This window comes from Anaerovibrio lipolyticus, from assembly GCF_021531495.1.
Taxonomy (GTDB): Bacteria; Bacillota; Negativicutes; order Selenomonadales; family Selenomonadaceae; genus Anaerovibrio.
This window is the reverse complement of sequence record NZ_JADYTY010000024.1, coordinates 1-16,187: the sequence shown is the minus strand read 5'-3', so window position 1 is coordinate 16,187 and position 16,187 is coordinate 1. Positions and strand designations below refer to the sequence as shown.

General features: G+C 42.6%; 13 protein-coding genes. 2 read left to right on the top strand and 11 right to left on the bottom strand.

Features of this window, described 5'->3' with window-relative positions; genetic code table 11:
- Window positions 1–57: 57 nt before the first annotated feature.
- On the top strand, window positions 58–906 hold the full coding sequence (locus tag I6E26_RS08450; RefSeq protein ID WP_235321415.1) for a DUF4931 domain-containing protein: 849 nt from the start codon (window positions 58–60) through the stop codon (window positions 904–906).
- A 114-nt stretch (window positions 907–1,020) separates the two neighbouring features.
- Here I6E26_RS08450 and I6E26_RS08445 read toward each other — a convergent pair whose 3' ends face one another.
- The 11 genes from I6E26_RS08445 to I6E26_RS08395 form a co-directional block, all read right to left on the bottom strand.
- Window positions 1,021–2,376, bottom strand: coding sequence for a sodium-dependent transporter (locus I6E26_RS08445; protein ID WP_235321414.1), 1,356 nt, complete (start codon window positions 2,374–2,376; stop codon window positions 1,021–1,023).
- 137 nt (window positions 2,377–2,513) lie between these two features.
- On the bottom strand, window positions 2,514–3,962 hold the full coding sequence (locus I6E26_RS08440; RefSeq protein WP_235321413.1) for a 6-phospho-beta-glucosidase: 1,449 nt from the start codon (window positions 3,960–3,962) through the stop codon (window positions 2,514–2,516).
- Window positions 3,963–3,975: 13 nt separating this feature from the next.
- Window positions 3,976–4,794: a family 16 glycosylhydrolase gene (locus I6E26_RS08435; RefSeq protein ID WP_235321412.1), complete on the bottom strand. Its 819-nt coding sequence runs from the start codon at window positions 4,792–4,794 to the stop codon at window positions 3,976–3,978.
- A 23-nt stretch (window positions 4,795–4,817) separates the two neighbouring features.
- The gene (locus I6E26_RS08430) at window positions 4,818–5,138 is read right to left on the bottom strand and encodes a PTS lactose/cellobiose transporter subunit IIA (protein ID WP_235321411.1); all 321 of its coding nucleotides are present in this window, start codon (window positions 5,136–5,138) and stop codon (window positions 4,818–4,820) included.
- A gap of 74 nt (window positions 5,139–5,212) precedes the next feature.
- Window positions 5,213–6,631 carry an S-layer homology domain-containing protein gene (locus tag I6E26_RS08425; RefSeq protein ID WP_235321410.1) on the bottom strand — a complete coding sequence of 473 codons (1,419 nt, stop codon included), beginning with the start codon at window positions 6,629–6,631 and terminating at the stop codon, window positions 5,213–5,215.
- Between the two features lie 2 nt (window positions 6,632–6,633).
- Window positions 6,634–7,947 carry a PTS sugar transporter subunit IIC gene (locus tag I6E26_RS08420; protein WP_235321409.1) on the bottom strand — a complete coding sequence of 438 codons (1,314 nt, stop codon included), beginning with the start codon at window positions 7,945–7,947 and terminating at the stop codon, window positions 6,634–6,636.
- A 233-nt stretch (window positions 7,948–8,180) separates the two neighbouring features.
- Entirely contained in the window at window positions 8,181–10,475 is a 2,295-nt protein-coding gene (locus I6E26_RS08415) for an autotransporter domain-containing protein (RefSeq protein WP_235321408.1), read from the bottom strand.
- A gap of 247 nt (window positions 10,476–10,722) precedes the next feature.
- Complete coding sequence (locus I6E26_RS08410) at window positions 10,723–11,562, bottom strand: MurR/RpiR family transcriptional regulator (RefSeq protein ID WP_235321407.1); 840 nt, start codon at window positions 11,560–11,562, stop codon at window positions 10,723–10,725.
- A gap of 151 nt (window positions 11,563–11,713) precedes the next feature.
- Window positions 11,714–13,507: a glycoside hydrolase family 9 protein gene (locus tag I6E26_RS08405; RefSeq protein ID WP_235321406.1), complete on the bottom strand. Its 1,794-nt coding sequence runs from the start codon at window positions 13,505–13,507 to the stop codon at window positions 11,714–11,716.
- Between the two features lie 59 nt (window positions 13,508–13,566).
- Window positions 13,567–13,869, bottom strand: coding sequence for a PTS sugar transporter subunit IIB (locus tag I6E26_RS08400; RefSeq protein ID WP_235321405.1), 303 nt, complete (start codon window positions 13,867–13,869; stop codon window positions 13,567–13,569).
- 260 nt (window positions 13,870–14,129) lie between these two features.
- Complete coding sequence (locus I6E26_RS08395) at window positions 14,130–14,585, bottom strand: S-adenosylmethionine decarboxylase family protein (protein WP_235321404.1); 456 nt, start codon at window positions 14,583–14,585, stop codon at window positions 14,130–14,132.
- 518 nt (window positions 14,586–15,103) lie between these two features.
- Here I6E26_RS08395 and I6E26_RS08390 point away from each other — a divergent pair.
- Window positions 15,104–16,030 carry an Rpn family recombination-promoting nuclease/putative transposase gene (locus I6E26_RS08390; RefSeq protein ID WP_235321403.1) on the top strand — a complete coding sequence of 309 codons (927 nt, stop codon included), beginning with the start codon at window positions 15,104–15,106 and terminating at the stop codon, window positions 16,028–16,030.
- Window positions 16,031–16,187 lie beyond the last annotated feature (157 nt).

Sequence of the window (16,187 nt, the reverse complement as noted above, 5' to 3'; positions counted from 1 at the left end):
TACCACCTAATGGAAAACTCTGCAACCTTGACAGAGCCTGAAAGGAGTTCCAAATAAATGAGTGTTAATCTAATTGATTTTGATATGTCTGTAGGCCGCAGCAAGCCCCGTACCTTTAAGGGAATGCCCAATCAAAGCAACAGCTGCCCTTTTTGCAACACAGAAGCTCTTACTGGCATTATGGCCAAGGAAGGCAATATCATTCTCCTCAAAAATAAATACAATGTTATGGTGCCATCCAATCAGCTGGTACTTATTGAAACAGACCAGTGCCACAGTGATATTCCAGATTATTCTCAGGAGCATATGCGCCAGCTTATGCGCTTTGCTTTGCGGCATTGGCTCACTATGGTCAACTCCGAAATCTATCAGGCGGTGGTGCTTTTCAAAAACTTCGGACCGCTTTCCGGCGGTACAATCCGTCATCCCCATATGCAGATTATCGGTTTTCCGGAAGTCAATCCTGAGCTTATGTATGATCCTGCCGAATTTGAAGGCATACCTGTTCTACAGCACAATGGGGTAGATGTAAATATTGCCACTCAGCCTAGAGTTGGCTTTACGGAAATCAACATCCGCCTGCTGCCGGAGGCCTATTCTGACAAGGTTTCCTTTGGCAAGGACAAGGAGCAGACTCCTGCCCCATTTCCTCTGGTAAAGGCAATTTACACCTTTGCTGATTTTATCCAGGGAGCAGTAGCCTATCTCAAAGCAATTCATCAACGGGACAGCTTTAGCTACAACATTTTCTTCTACATCTATCAGGGACGGGTTCATGTACGGCTCATGCCCCGTTATCCAACCTCCCCTATCTTCATTGGCTACAATATCCATCTCAGCCCTACCAATCGGGAGCAAACCGCCCAGCAGCTGCGGGAAAGACTCCTGCCCCTTACCCAAAAATAATTTCATATTTGACCATACAAAAACGGAAGCCTGTCGACTTCCGTTTTTTTGTATAAGTAAATGTTTTGCCTCGCCACATCTATAGGTAACAATTATCACCCTATTCGCCACGCGTTAAATCAATCCCCGAATGAAGATAAAGAACAACAGCACCGGCAGTACATATTGCAAATAAGGCTTCAGCCAGCGGCCAATCTTCAACCCCTCACCAGTATTGGCTTCCTTGAGGTAATTGTCAAAGCCCCAGCCCCAGCGGGTAGTACAGAAAAGCAGATAAACCAAAGATCCAGCCGGCAAAAGTATATTGCTGACCAGGAAATCCTCACTGTCCAGCACACCTCTAGCCCCAATAATGGTCATATCACTCCAGATATTAAAGCCCAATACACAAGGCATACTGCCAAACAGAACCAAAATTCCGCCTATAATTACTGCCTTGCCCCGCTTCCAGCCAAAGGTATCAATAAACAAGGCAATAATATTTTCAAAAACAGCCAATACTGTAGACAGGCTGGCAAAGGTCATAAACAGGAAAAACAAAGCACCCCAAATCTGTCCTCCAGCCATATTGACAAATACATTAGGCAGGGTAACAAAAATCAGCGATGGCCCTGCATCTGGCTGCAAACCAAAGGAAAAGCAGGCAGGAAAAATAATAACACCAGCCATAATAGCCACAAAGGTATCAAGAGCGCAAATCCGGGCTGCTTCCCCAGCCAAGGCTCTATCCTTAGACATATAACTGCCAAAAATCTCCATAGCCGCAATACCCAGAGACAAGGTAAAGAAAGCCTGATTCATGGCCGCAGTCAAAACATTGCCCAAGCCAACCTTCTCCACAGCCTCCCAGTTAGGCATCAAGAAGAATTTCATCCCCTCTGCCGCCTTATCCAAGGTAAGAGAATGAAAAGCCAAAACCAAAATCAATACCAGCAAGGCTCCCATCATAATCTTAGTTACCCGCTCCAAGCCCTTTTGCAAACCAAAGCTGCAGATAAAAAAGCCAAAAACCACGGTTAAAACTGTCCAAAAGCCCATATATACAGGATCTGCCAACACATTGCCAAAAACATTGCCTACAGCCTCTACAGACATACCGCTGGCAAATTCTCCCGTAAGAAATTTGAAGAAATAGGCCGTCATCCAGCCAGATACCGTGGTATAGTACAGCATCAGCATAACACAGCCCAGCAAGGCCGCCCAGCCATGAAGAGTCCACAGGCCATTGTCAGGCTTCAAGGTTCTATAGGCACTAACCGCACTTTTGCGGCTGCCTCTGCCTACCGCCAGCTCCATAGTCAGCACTGGCAGTCCCATAACCACCAAAAACAACAAATAAAATAATACGAAGAAACCACCGCCATTTTCCCCTGTAATAAAAGGAAAACGCCATACATTGCCAATACCAATAGCACATCCTGCACTAACCAGAATAAATCCCAGCCGTGAGTTAAAAGATTCCCGTGCCATGCCCAATCCCCCTAATTTCAAGATTTACAAGTTTACAGGAAAACATTTTAACATATGAACATACTATTATGCAATAAAAACATGATGACAATATCCAGACAGCTTCCTGCCTGTATATTATCATCATGTCCTAATAGTTACATATTTAATTCAATATCCTTGGAAATATTTTCTCCGTTGGTATCAATAACCCTCTTATACCAGTAGAATGACTTCTTGGGGCTGCGCTCAAGTGTCCCTTCGCCCTTGTTATTCTTATCCACATAGATAAAGCCATAACGCTTGTCCATTTCACCAGTGCTGGCAGAAACAATATCAATAGGCCCCCACGGACAATAGCCCAACAGGGTAACACCATCCAGCTCCACTGCCTTCTTCATCTCAGCAATGTGATTAGCAAAATATTCTATACGGGCATCATCATGAATCATACCATCAGCCTCAGGCTTCTCATGCAGACCGATACCATTCTCCACAATCATCATAGGCAGTTCATAACGCTCTTGCAGTACATTAAGGCTATAACGGATGCCTACAGGGTCAATCTGCCAGCCCCAATCATTAGCCTTGACAAATGGATTCTTTACCTCCCTGCCTACGTGGCGATGCTCATCTGAAGTAAATTCAGTTGCAAAGCTCATGTAGTAAGAGAAGGCAATATAGTCCACCTGGCCTTCCTTAATAATTTTCAGATCCTCAGGCTCCATTTTGATTTCTGTGCCAAAACGCTCCCATTCCTTCAGAATATAGCTTGGATAATGTCCACGGCACTGTACATCAGCAAAAACGAATGTCCTATCCATTTCTTTCAACGCAGCAATCTGATCTAATGGCTTGGCACTAGCAGGATATACAGGGCACATAGCAATCATACAGCCAATATACATATCAGGATTGATGCAATGTCCTTCCTTAACAGCCAAGGCTGAAGCCACAAACTCATGATGTGCAGCCTGATACATAGCCTGATAGCGATCTTCACCTTCCTTATAGGTCAGACCGGAATCCTGAAAGGCATGATGCTCGCTCATAGCACCGATAACCTCACGCTGATTATTAATCTCATTGAAGGTCATCCAATACTTAACCTTGTTTTTATAACGCTCAAAGCAAGTGGTTGCAAAGCGTACAAAGAACTCAATCATGCGACGATCCCGCCAGCCGCCGTACTTTTTGGCAAGATGCAGAGGAATCTCAAAATGAGACAGGGTTACCACAGGCTCCATGCCATGCTTTAGCATCTCATCAAACAAATCATCATAGAATTGCAAGCCAGCCTCATTTGGCTCTAACTCATCTCCCTGGGGAAAAATACGAGTCCAAGCAATACTGGTACGGAAGCATTTAAAACCCATCTGAGCCAGAAGGGCAATATCCTGCTTATAACGATGATAAAAATCAATAGCCTCATGATTTGGATAATTTTTCCCTGGCAAAACACCATCTGTAATCTCCCGCTTCACATCGGGACTGCCGCCAGTCATCACATCAGCCACGCTAGGTCCTTTACCAGCTTCATTCCAAGCTCCCTCTGCCTGATGGGCGGCTATTGCACCGCCCCATAAAAAACCCTTTGGAAATGCCATATTTCTTTACTCCTTATTTGTTAGCCTTCTCAGACGGAGTATACTTCATCCACTTGTACTCTGCCTGTACTGGGAAATCCGAATCATCTACCGGATTCAGCCATGCATCTACACCCTTGCCGGCCCACAGATTGGCCATAACCATGCTAGGAGTTACAGGCAGATTGCCAACAGCTTTGTGTACTTCCTTGCCATCCACATACCAGGTAATAGCATCTGGCTCCCAATCAAAAGCATAAACATGGAAATCTTCAGAAGCATCAAAGCCCAGGTCACAGAGATATTCATGGCCGCCCTGACTATCAACAAAATAATTAAACTGAGCCTTTGTAGTATCCTTACCCAAGAACTCAATATCAATTTCATCCCACTGAGTCTTTGGCTCATCATAAGGACCAGTATAGGTAAAGAAAGAAGAAACGATACCATCACTCTTAGCTGGTTTCATACAAACCTCATATAATCCATAATGATATCTATTCTGAGTAAAAGTACGGAATTCAGCTCCAGAATAGTTTATGCCAGGAATTGACCAGCCTGGGCCATCCTCAACATCCAGATTCAGCTGCATACGCTTACTGTTAAAGGTCACATTATCCTTGTACCAATTAGTATCAAACATAGCGCCATTGCACCAGCCATGAGAAGCCTGAGCCTCCTTAGGCATTTTCTTAGCAAAATCAAAGAAAAAACCATTCTCAGGTGCTACCTTCTCTACAGTAGCACAATAAGGACTATCCGCAAAAGCCACACCAGCAGGAGCTAAAGATGCACCTATCCCCATAGCCATTACACCTGCAGCCACAACGCTAGCTATTTTCTTCATCTTCATAAAAATTCCCCCTCATACAAAAATTATTTTTTATTAATTTCCTTATATACATCAATCAGTTCCTGAGCCACCAGCTTAAAAGCCTCAGCACTCATCAGCTGATCCTCTGCATGCATAACCAAAAGGCAGGCTACAGCCTCTCCCTCAGCCTCTCGTCCCAAAAGCTCCAGATGAGAATCATGACCTTCAGAAAAAGAGACATCTCCTTTTTTGAGTAATTCTGCTGCCCGCTCATAGTCTTTATCCTTGGCAGCATGAATTGCCTCTATATAACAACTGCGAGCTGTACCTACTGCAGAAATAATCTGAAATACCTGCATTTCAAGTTCTTCATTTTGTCCCATGTACTAATACTCCCTAAAACATATTCCTGTCAGCCTGGCCTTTTGCCAAACTGACAGGACCGTTACACACAAATTTAGAAGTGGAAATCCACTTGGCCACGCCATACATGGCGAGTATAATCAGCATTATTATGGCCATAATAACGATCTGTTGCGCTGGACCAACCATAGCACAGCTCTGCTTCTACATTTTTGGCAACAACATATTTGCCGCCAAAGGTCCAGCCAGTGGAGCCATCCAGCCACAGGCTGTCACAAGTGTCGCCAACCCAGCGTCCATGCTTCTTGTAATTGTGGTATCTGCCATAAAGGTGGAAGGAACCTGGATCATCCAGATTGGTCCACTTGTAGCTTACCTTGAGTGCTGTAGCATTGTTCTGATCATCTGCGTTGGTACGGCTGTAATCCGCCCACAGATACAGATTTGGAGCAAAGTTCTGCAGCATGCTGACCGTAAACATGCGATTGCCATTGTCCCAAGTATTAGGAGCCTCGCTTAATTTCCCAGCTACATGATCATACTCTTTATAGCCTACAGTGCTGCCTGTCTTTTCCACATTGGCAACTGCATAATGAGCCTGCAGCTGAGTACCATGACCAACAGTACCGCCAATACCAATACCGCTGATGGCCAACTGATTGAACTCCTTCTGATTTGGTTTCCAATAAAATGCCTTGGCAGCCAAATCCTTGTCATTCAGTCTATAATTCAAGGTAAGTCCATCCATTTCCTCACCTACAGCCATCACCTGGAAGCCCAGGCCACGCCATTTGCGACCAATATCCAAGGAGAGCTTTTTATTAAGATTACCCTCCATCCAAAGGCGAGGATAGAATTTGCTATCACCACGGCCACCGCCAACGTAAATTGGATCCTTTACATCCTTGCCTTCATTAATAACATCCTCAAAATTGCGATAGTTAGCGTATTTATGGTTAATCTCCCACTCAGTACAAACCTTCCAATCATCATTTACTTTGTAATTGGTTTTCAGACTCATATAATAACGATCATTGTCGTTTTGATCATCATAGCCTCGACTATTGTTATTTTCGTAACGAACCTGGCCAAAACCGCCAAATTCAAATCTATCTGCAAAGTTTTCCAGTTTTTTGATAGAGTTGGTGTTTTTCTTAACCTGTCTATCCACCTTCTTCAAGGTTTTCAGCTCCCCAGACAACTCCTGTCTTACACCGTCAATCAAGGCATCATCAGCAAAGCTGCCACCCTTGTAGGCATTGGCAATAATCTTGGCCATCTCGTAACGCGTCATAGGCTCATCACCCTTGAAGGAGCCATCTGGATAGCCCTCCAGCACGCCATCCTTGGACAGAACTTCCAAGGCGCTATATGCCCAATGTCCCTTAGGTACATCATTAAAAGCTTCCTCAGAAAGAGGTGCACTCTCCTCTGCCTCAGCTGCCATAGCCGTAGCTGTAGACATGCCTAATGCCAATGTTAATGTTAATGCCAATAATCTTTTATTCTTCATCATTATGCCTCCTCAGCAGCTTGCTGCTTTTCTTCTTCCTGCATACTTGCATCCATCTTTTTTACAAACGGCAGATAAACCAACACTGCCATGACCAGATTGATAATCTGAATTACGGCTCCCTGCCAGCCATCCAGTAGAAGGCCTGCAATAATAGGAGGCGTGGTCCAAGGTACCTGCACAGCACCCATTGGAGAAAGGAAACCTATCATCATGGCTGTATAAGTTATGATCAAAGCCAACAGAGGAACCAAAATAAATGGTACCAACAGGAATGGGTTAAATACGATTGGCAAACCAAAGATAATAGGTTCGTTAATATTGAAAATACCAGGAACAGTTGCCATCTTAATCAGAGAGGTCAGCTGCTCGGATTTGGCAACCATGTAGCTGGCAATAATCAAGCCCAGAGTCAAACCGCATCCACCGGATTTTACAAACACATCATTTACCTGCATGGTCATGAACTTAGCTGCTGGATTGTTCAGCAGGCTCTGTCCGGCATCCAAAAGTGCCTGATTATCCAAGGTATTAGCCATCATCATTGGAGTAGCTACACCATTTACAACATTAGGACCATGAATACCAGCCCAGAACAACAAGCTCTGAAGACCAACAATAACAGAACCACCTACCAGGGTATCAGTAAGACTCTGCAATGGAGTCTGAATCAGGCTGAAAACCAATTCTGGAGCAGTAGTCTGACCAGCAAAATGACACAGTCCCCAGATAACAGAAGCCAACAGAAAAATAAGGAAGCCAGGTGTCAAGGCCTCAAAGGCTCTTACTACACCGCCAGGAACTGCATCCGGCATTTTGATACCGATGTGATTCTTTACACAGTAGCAATAAATCCAGCTGGTAATAAAGGCTACCACCAAAGCAGTAATAATACCATTAGAGCCAGCCCAGTTCTTAGGAATAACATTGCCTACTACAGTACCATCATCCAATACTACTTCAGGAGGCATAATGATAACAAAGGCAGCCAGAGCCAGCCCCGCAGCAGTCATGCCATCCAGTCCCTCATTAGCCACATATTTGTAGGTTACACACAACACCACAATCAAGGCCAAAATATTAAAGGTACCACCACATACAGCAAATAATGGAGCTGCCCAATTCTCACCAAACAAACCACTCATCAGCTCATTCCAACCTGGAATAGGCAGACAGGCAACAAGCAGAAACAGTGAACCGCAAATAGTAAAAGGCGTGGTCATAATAAAACCATCCTTTACGGCCACAATTGCCTTTATTTGAGCAAAACGATTCATTACTTCAAGGAATCTGTTAAACATTTCCTCTCTCGACATATATACTCTCCTCCTACTAAAAAATAATTGCTTGTACCAGAACTCTCTCTGATTCAATCCCTTCGTACAATTCTAATATAACAAAAACACTATCCAGCCTCAATATTTCTGAAACACATCTAAACGATGTTACATTGATTAATTTCCTCTCTGTAACACTGATACAATAATCTGAAACAATAAAATACCCCCAGCCGCAGCCAGGGGTATAATAAAGAAATGAGGTTGCAAAATTAGAAGCTCCAAAGCATATTGGCATTCAGAGAATAGCCCTTCTGCTTGCCGGCCCAGCCGGATACGCCCAGGTCAAAGGAAACAGGGCTGGATTTAGGTGCAACATTTACACCAAGCTCTACCATCATGCTATTACCCTTGATAGATGGACTAGGCGCACTAAAACCATCCACAGTAGCACAAGCAGAACCATCAAACTCATGCTGCCAAGCCAAGCCAGCATAAATGCTGCGTACATCGCTGGTAGCATGATTAAAGCGGAAGCCCAGGCGGGAACGCTTGGATTTAACCGCATCAAACTCTACATTATTGCCTAAGATATTGGCAGAAGAACTGCCCTGATTGGTATAGAAGAACTTGCAGTAGGTATCAATAGAGTTTTTGTCATTGAGCTGGAACACCTTGCCCAAGCCAAGATGAGCACCCCAATAATTAGCATCTGTATCGTAATCAGCACCCAAATCCCCACTGTTGTAATTGCTGGTAAGCTTACCATAGCGGAGAGAACCTTCATAATATGTGCCATTATCATTATTCTGACGAGCCATTACACCCAGGCCGAAGTTCTGAGTATTACCATCTCCCTTGGTGCCATCATCCAAATAAGATTCATAGCTGCCACGACCATATTCAATCATAGGGCCAAAGAGCAGTTTGCCACTGCCATTCTTTACTTCCTTGGCAAAACCGATATTAAAGGCAGAGCCCTGTACATCTACATAGGAACCAGATTCCTGACGCATATTGCCATAGCCTACAGCTGCATAAGGAACCATCTCTCGAGCTGAACCACCTTCAGCATTGGACTGCTGTACAGCCTGGGAAGCATTGCTAAAGCCTGCATTAGACAACAAATCAGCAGATGTAATGACTCCTGCCAGGGAAGCAATCTGAGTTTCCACCACAGATTTGGATTTTTCGCTTAGTGTAGCACTCTGAAGACCACTTGTTACAGTATTTCCTGTTACCTTTGTACCATACACCTTGGTAAATAATCCCTCTGTATTGGTGGTTTTCTTGCTAGTATCAACGGCTAGGCTCATATCAATAGCAGTACCGCTAGAATCTACTACGCTTCCAGCAGATAAAATGGTACCTGTAGCTGTGGAAGTAATATTCAGCTTATCGCTGCCAGTAAGCTGAATTGTTCCAGCAGTCAATGTACTATTACCCTTAATATTCAAATTACCACTAGCAGCTAATGTACCACCAACACTTGAGGCACCATTACTAATAGTAATATTGTTACCCTTTACATCGCCTGTAACAGTCATACTGCCTGTAGTAATATCTCCAGTAGCAGTTACACTACTTGCATTAATGCTCCCAGCAGTAATATTAGTACCACTAAGACTCCCTGCTCCAGCAGCTCTAGTCTTGGAAGGTCCATTTAAAGCATCTATAGCTCCCTTGATATTGATAGCACCAGTAGCAGAAATACCATTGCCTAGCAAGGTATCTGCTGTAATATCACCTGTAGAGTCTATAGAACCACCTGCAGAAATACTAGCAGCCTTCAAGGCACCACCGCTAATATTGCCACCAGCTGAAATGCCATTTCCAGCAGTTAATCCGCCAGTAGCAGTAATATCACCACCAGCTGAAATCCCCTCTGTAACATTCAAAGCACGAACAGCTGTAATATTCCCTTTCATATCAGCTGATTTAATTTTACCTGTACCAGCCTTATCAGCCAAAGTCAAATCACGACCGGCAAAAGCCATCTTCTCATAATTAGCCGTTGTCTTATTGGCAGTATCACCAATCAATTCAATATCATTTCGCTCGCCAACATCCACAAGCTCTATATCAGTGGAACCACTTTCCAATATTCCGAGCCTCAATTTATTGCCGCTGGATTCCTCAGAACCAGCAAAAACATTGGAAATTTTTGTTGTGCCCCATAATTCTATTTTTCTTGGATAGCCTTCTCCAATAGTAATTGTGTTATTTGTTACCTTTTTGCCTTTAATCAGGGTTGTATTATTGCCAGCAATGGCAGCATTCATCGTTATCTTATACCCATCTATATTATCAGTGTTCTTTAACAGCAATTTATCTCCCAAAACAGCTCCAAAATTATCATTTGGATTCCCGTCAGGCTTAGATGTTATATAGGTCCAATCTCCTGCAAGAACCTTATTCGTACTATCATCTGCCGTTATCGTACCCCAACTGCCTTTTGGAGTTCCTTCTCCTGTTACCTCTACATCTGTAGCTGCATATGCATTGCCTGCTATCATCAGCCCCAGCAGTACCTGTGCTGCCAGTAACTTCTTCTTTCCTTTCAACATTGACAAATCCTCTCCTTTTATTTTCCTCTTGAACATAGTGCCAAATTTCCTTATCACGGCCACTATAGCTCTTATTTTTATTTACATTTTTAGGATAGCACAAGATAAATCTGCTGTAACTACTTAAAAACAATACTGAAACAGCGTTACACATATTATATTTTCAACCTGTAACGCTAAAACAAATTACCCTATTTTTGCCACAAAAAAAAGCCCCATGCTTGCACATAGGACTCCAAAGCTATATTTAATATTGGAAATGTATCTTGAGCCAGCTATCCCGGCTGTTAATATGCTGCAAGCCACAGGAAGCTGCCAAGGAAGCAAAGAGCACATCTATCACATATTTAGCTCCACCCAGGAACACCCTTGGCCCCAGCTCTTCCAGCTTCTTGACCGTTGCCACTGGCAGCACAATATCTGCCAGCTTGCCTAAACTGCTTTCTGGAACCGAAGTTATCAGTAAGATTTTATCACCTTTGCCCCTGATTGCTCTAGCCATATCCACTAACATCCTATTCTCACCAGTACGGCTGATAAATATGCTAAGATGCTTCTTGTTACGGCTGGCTGCCATCAGATACATTTGGGCTATGGACTGAACAATTGTATAATTCTTATCCACCATTATAAAACTGGCTGCTGCCAGAGAAGCTATATTCAGATTATCATCCGTGGCATAAAAATCCAAATGCTCCGCCGCCTTAATGGCCTCTATAGCCTTTACCACTAACACCGGCTGCAGCAGTAGATGTGTATCCCGCAGGGCATTAATCTCCATATGAGTAACTTTTTCAATAATCATCCGTACTGTATCCCGATCATTAAATTCCTCATCATTATGGGGCTGGCTTACATATTGCATCATTTCTGCCATAAATTGAATCTTGAAATCTGTATACCCCTCAAATCCCATTTTTTGACTAAAACGCACAATGGCCGCAGAACTTGTATAAGTCAGCTTGGCCAGCTGCCTAGTAGATAGAGCTGCTAATCCACGATAATTATCCAACAAAAAATCCGCTATCATCTTATCAGAATCAGAAAATCCATCCTGCTGTTTCAGTTGTTTAATTAGTCTTGACACCTTTTCAACTCCCCTAGCAAGCACAAAATATTTATTTCAAACTAGGGTAATTTTACCACATTTTTGGATTAACAGCAAAAAATACTGCCTTATTATCAAAAATAATAAGACAGTATTTTCCAATAAAAATCAGAGAAGTATTATGGGATATCTATTCAAAGCTCCATTTAGGGAAGGATCTATTGAGCTTCAAATCCTTAGCTGTAATTGATTTATCAGGCTGCATGAAATAGCTTAGGGCATAAATTCCTGCGCCGTTATAATCAATGGCATATTCATTGGTAGACCAGGACATCAATACATCCAAATAACATTTGGCCGGAGCTGGTTTGTACTCCTCAATGTATTTTGTCTGATCCGGATCACCTCCGGACACAGCATTCGGGCCTCCTACCACAAGTCCAGGCACATAGGCACCAGTGCTTTCATGGATTCTATTATGAGGATGCTCTGGCGGATTCTCGCCCATACCGGTCATAAAGCTCTTGTTGAGAGCATTACGGCCAAACATATAATGAATCTGATCCAAGGCTCCATCTATATATTCTGGTTTTGCCTCAAACTGATAAGCCATTAGGAGAATATCTCCCTTGGTTACAGCATTCTTCGTAGAAGCCCATGTATATTCATGGGCCTTTAGGCTGCAGCCATAGCCATCATTCTTAATTGTATTTGCAATATCATTAGCATAATCCACCAGCTTCTGCCTTACCTGAAGCTGGAAGTCATGGTTGGCGTTGGCCGCCATGCCATAGCTGAACTGAGCAAGAGCCAGGGTATTATCCCAGGTAAAGAAGCTTGGCTTCTGCAGGATAGTATTTTTTTGCTGCTTCATAAGATAATTCTCGTACTTCTTATCTCCAGTGGTACGAAACAGCTCAGCAGCCAGCCAGCAGCGCTCAGTAGCATCATCTGTGTCATTATACGGGCCAGAACCGCTTTCCTGTCCCTCGTCTACTCTATAGATAGATTCTTTTTCCTTAGACAGATATTTCCAAACAGCCTTGGCTCTTTTGAGGCAATCGTCGGCAAAATCCTTATCATAATCCGAATAGATACGACCAGCCATAGCCATAGCTGCACCTGCCATAGCAGTGCTGGCAGTACAGGTACTATAAATATACCTCTGCTGTGTATCTGTATCAGGGGATTTGTCAAAACCTGGCCACTGTGCACCAGATATTTTGTGGAAGGTACTGCCATCCTTGCGCTGCATCTTCTTCAGGAACTCCAGCTCAAATTTTACTTCGCTAAGAGCATCTGGCATGGCTTCTTCCTTTACTCCTTGAGGGAAGAACAACTGTCCCTGAAAGAATTTCGTTGGGGATGCCTCATAAGCCAGCATCATTTCACCTGCTGCAAGTGCTGCCGTGGTAGTATATTTACCATAATCACCAGCATCATACCAGCCGCCAGATACATCTACCACATCACCTTTTTTGTTCAGCTTATCTGTAAAATATACCTGAGCTTCCTTATCCTGAGCATGGCCACTGGTAATTTTCAGGCCAGTTACCTCATCCTCCATAGGCGTATTAGTGCGGGACAAGGTATAGGAACGCCAATTTTGCAGAGCTGCTACACCGTAAACATTATCGCCAATTGCAAAATCAGCAGATTCCTGGTCGCCTACTACCAGCTTGTACCTGCCTGGCTGGTTAAAATCCGAAAAGTCCGCCTTGGCTACCTTATCACCTGACATGACATCATTATTTTGAACGCCTATTTTTCCTTCATAGACTTTTTTGCCTGTTACTGCATCTACCAGGCAAAAGCTATTTTCCGCATTCGTTAATGAAACCATGGCTATCTTGGCATGATTGGTGAGGTAGCCAACCTGATCCACATGAATACCATCAGAAGCAGCTAACGCTGTTCCTGCATAACATCCCATAGGCAGTAACGCTCCAATAGTTGCTGCCAACATCATTTTTCCTATCCCCATAACCCCGAACTCCTTTTGTATGTAGTAATTATTCTTTTCTCTATATAGTTGTTCGAAAGTTATTCGCCCATCAATTTTCTAGCACAAGCCAAAACGCCTTTGCCATCCATACGGCCATACATACGCATTTCAATAGCATCTACTGGCTTGCCTGGAAGCTGTGCCTTAACCTTGCCTAAATTAAAGCTAACCTGTGGCCCTAAAAGAACTACATCAGCATCAGCGGCCTTGTCGCCAGCCTCAGCCATTGGATAGGCAGCAATCTCACAAGCATAGTTTTCAGCCTCTGCAGCAGCCTGCATTTTTTTTACCAGCATAGAGGTAGACATACCTGCGGAACAAAGTAAAACAATTTTTTTCATGACAATCTTCTCCTTTATTTTCATCTAAAATATGAAGCATTCTCTTTCGCTTTTCTGGTTTTATTTTAGCAATTATCTTCATCCAAAACAATATTTTCCAGCACAGCTGTAATAATGTTACAGTAAAAAAATATCCTCTTGAAACAATATTTCAATGTGTATTGACTCACCAAGGAAGAATACTCATTATCGGATATTTTATAAAAATGCCCTTGATACTATCTAAATCATATCAAGGACATTCTACACACAGTAATTATTTAATTTGATTTGCGAGTCAAGGTGTGAATAACCTTGCTGCCAGCATTACGAATCTTACGAACAGGCGCCATACGAGTCTGGTATTTGGGCTTCATATCCTTTACCTCCCCAAAATCCCCACGGCGAAGCAAGGTTGTCTTGGTCTTTTCCGGCTTGAAATAACGACGGAAGCTGTTAAACAAAAGCTCTGGTGCCGCAGTCTGCTGACACAGGAAGGTATCTGCAGAAACATATCTCAGCTCAGGGAAAGCATGGAAGGTCATGTGCCCCTCTGGGAATACCACCATAACAGCAATATGGCCGTCTGGCATCTCCTGATTCATGGTATTCAGTATTTCAAGCTTAGTATCCTGCAGCAGCTCATTCACCTTGGACATAAGCTCCTGGGCACTGCCAAAACAGGAGGCCTTGCATTTGTACATATCTATGGTGAGATGACGGGCTAAAATTTTCAAATTGTCCACCTCTTCTTTTATAGTGTCTTTTTATTGTACTATATTTTCCCCTTTTCGTAAAGTCCTCCCACCACTCCTGCCAGATAAATATATTTGTTTTCCTCTACCTGATAGCTTACTAATTCTGATTTGCCGAATACATCAATTATTTATATGGCGATATGGGAGTACCTTGCTGAGCGTCGGGCCCATTAAGTCGGACAGAGCAAAAGCCGTTATGACCGCAGGCTGTATTTCGAGAACCTTCGACATAACGAATTATATTTACAACACTATAATGATGGAAAATTCGGTAAATCAAAAAAAATATTGTTATTTTAGCAGGAGATTGGAAAATATTGTCGAATAATAAATGTATAAATCCTTTGTAAGTTTATTTTTGCAAAGGATTTTTTGTTGTCTATAAATAAAATATTGGGAGGTGCAAAGACAAGAAACGGCTTATGGTATCACATTTTTTAGTATTAACTTGATTTGGATTTTCTAATTTGCGATAATATAGGAAAGGTGTTGTGATTATGGGACAAAAGGATATTACGCAGAAAAATTTTGAAGCGTATAATGATGTTTTTTCGGATATAGTTAATGGCACACTTTTTGATGGAAAAGAGGTAATCAAGCCAGAAGCTCTTGTTGATGCAGTGGCTAAATCACAGTATAAAGCTGATGATAATGTAATACACGAACAGGAGCGGGATGTAGCTAAATATTGGACGGATAAGAACTGTTATATTCGTTTAGCTCTGCTGGGAGTTGAGAATCAACTGGCTATAGATATGGATATGCCATTGCGGGTAATTGGTTATGATGGTAGTTCCTATCGAGACGAAATGAATAATGATGAAATCGTCATTGATGAAGCTACAGGCAAAAAGCATAAAATCCGCCATGAGCGTTATCCAGTTGTAACTATTGTGCTATATTTTGGAAAGACACCTTGGAAGAAGCCATTGAGCTTATATGATGTATTGAAAATATCTGATGAATTGAAGCCATTTGTTAATGACTACAAAATCAATCTGATTGATGTTCCAAGGCTTACAGGGGAGCAGGTAGAAAAATTTACTAGTGATTTTCAGATTATTGCAGACTATTTTGTACAGCTTAATGAAAGTAATGATTATGTACCAAAGGAAAAAACTATTAAGCATGCAGATAGTTTCTTGAAATTAATGTCTGTATTAACACAAGATGATAAATATGCTGAAATAAGTAGAGAGATTTCCCATGACGAGGAGGGATTCAATATGTGTGAAGTATTAGATAAGGCAGAAGCGCGTGGAAAAGCTATTGGCGAAGCACGGGGCAAAGCTATTGGCGCGTTAAATAACACTGTAGAAATTCTGCGGGTGATTATTGCTAAGAATAGCTGGTCTAAGGAACAGGCTATGGAGTTTATTGGCATACCTAAGAGTGAATTTGCCAAATATGCTGCTTTGTTGTAAGGTTGCAGAATATATTTTGTGAAAACATGACATTCAAAATCATATTGACAATAGCAGAAAGAGAGGCAACTCGGCAAATATTGTAAATGAAAGTCGTTATGTCAGTGGGTTCTCGAAATACAGCCTGCGGTCATAACGACTTTTGCTCTGTCCGACT

Excerpts from the sequence above, each read along its gene's own strand:
- I6E26_RS08430 (WP_235321411.1), bottom strand. The coding sequence starts at position 5,138 with ATGGGACAAAATGAAGAACTTGAAATGCAGGTATTTCAGATTATTTCT.
- I6E26_RS08420 (WP_235321409.1), bottom strand. The coding sequence starts at position 7,947 with ATGTCGAGAGAGGAAATGTTTAACAGATTCCTTGAAGTAATGAATCGT.
- I6E26_RS08415 (WP_235321408.1), bottom strand. The coding sequence starts at position 10,475 with ATGTTGAAAGGAAAGAAGAAGTTACTGGCAGCACAGGTACTGCTGGGG.
- I6E26_RS08425 (WP_235321410.1), bottom strand. The coding sequence starts at position 6,631 with ATGAAGAATAAAAGATTATTGGCATTAACATTAACATTGGCATTAGGC.
- I6E26_RS08435 (WP_235321412.1), bottom strand. The coding sequence starts at position 4,794 with ATGAAGATGAAGAAAATAGCTAGCGTTGTGGCTGCAGGTGTAATGGCT.
- I6E26_RS08405 (WP_235321406.1), bottom strand. The coding sequence starts at position 13,507 with ATGGGGATAGGAAAAATGATGTTGGCAGCAACTATTGGAGCGTTACTG.
- I6E26_RS08445 (WP_235321414.1), bottom strand. The coding sequence starts at position 2,376 with ATGGCACGGGAATCTTTTAACTCACGGCTGGGATTTATTCTGGTTAGT.
- I6E26_RS08390 (WP_235321403.1), top strand. The coding sequence starts at position 15,104 with ATGGGACAAAAGGATATTACGCAGAAAAATTTTGAAGCGTATAATGAT.
- I6E26_RS08440 (WP_235321413.1), bottom strand. The coding sequence starts at position 3,962 with ATGGCATTTCCAAAGGGTTTTTTATGGGGCGGTGCAATAGCCGCCCAT.
- I6E26_RS08450 (WP_235321415.1), top strand. The coding sequence starts at position 58 with ATGAGTGTTAATCTAATTGATTTTGATATGTCTGTAGGCCGCAGCAAG.
- I6E26_RS08400 (WP_235321405.1), bottom strand. The coding sequence starts at position 13,869 with ATGAAAAAAATTGTTTTACTTTGTTCCGCAGGTATGTCTACCTCTATG.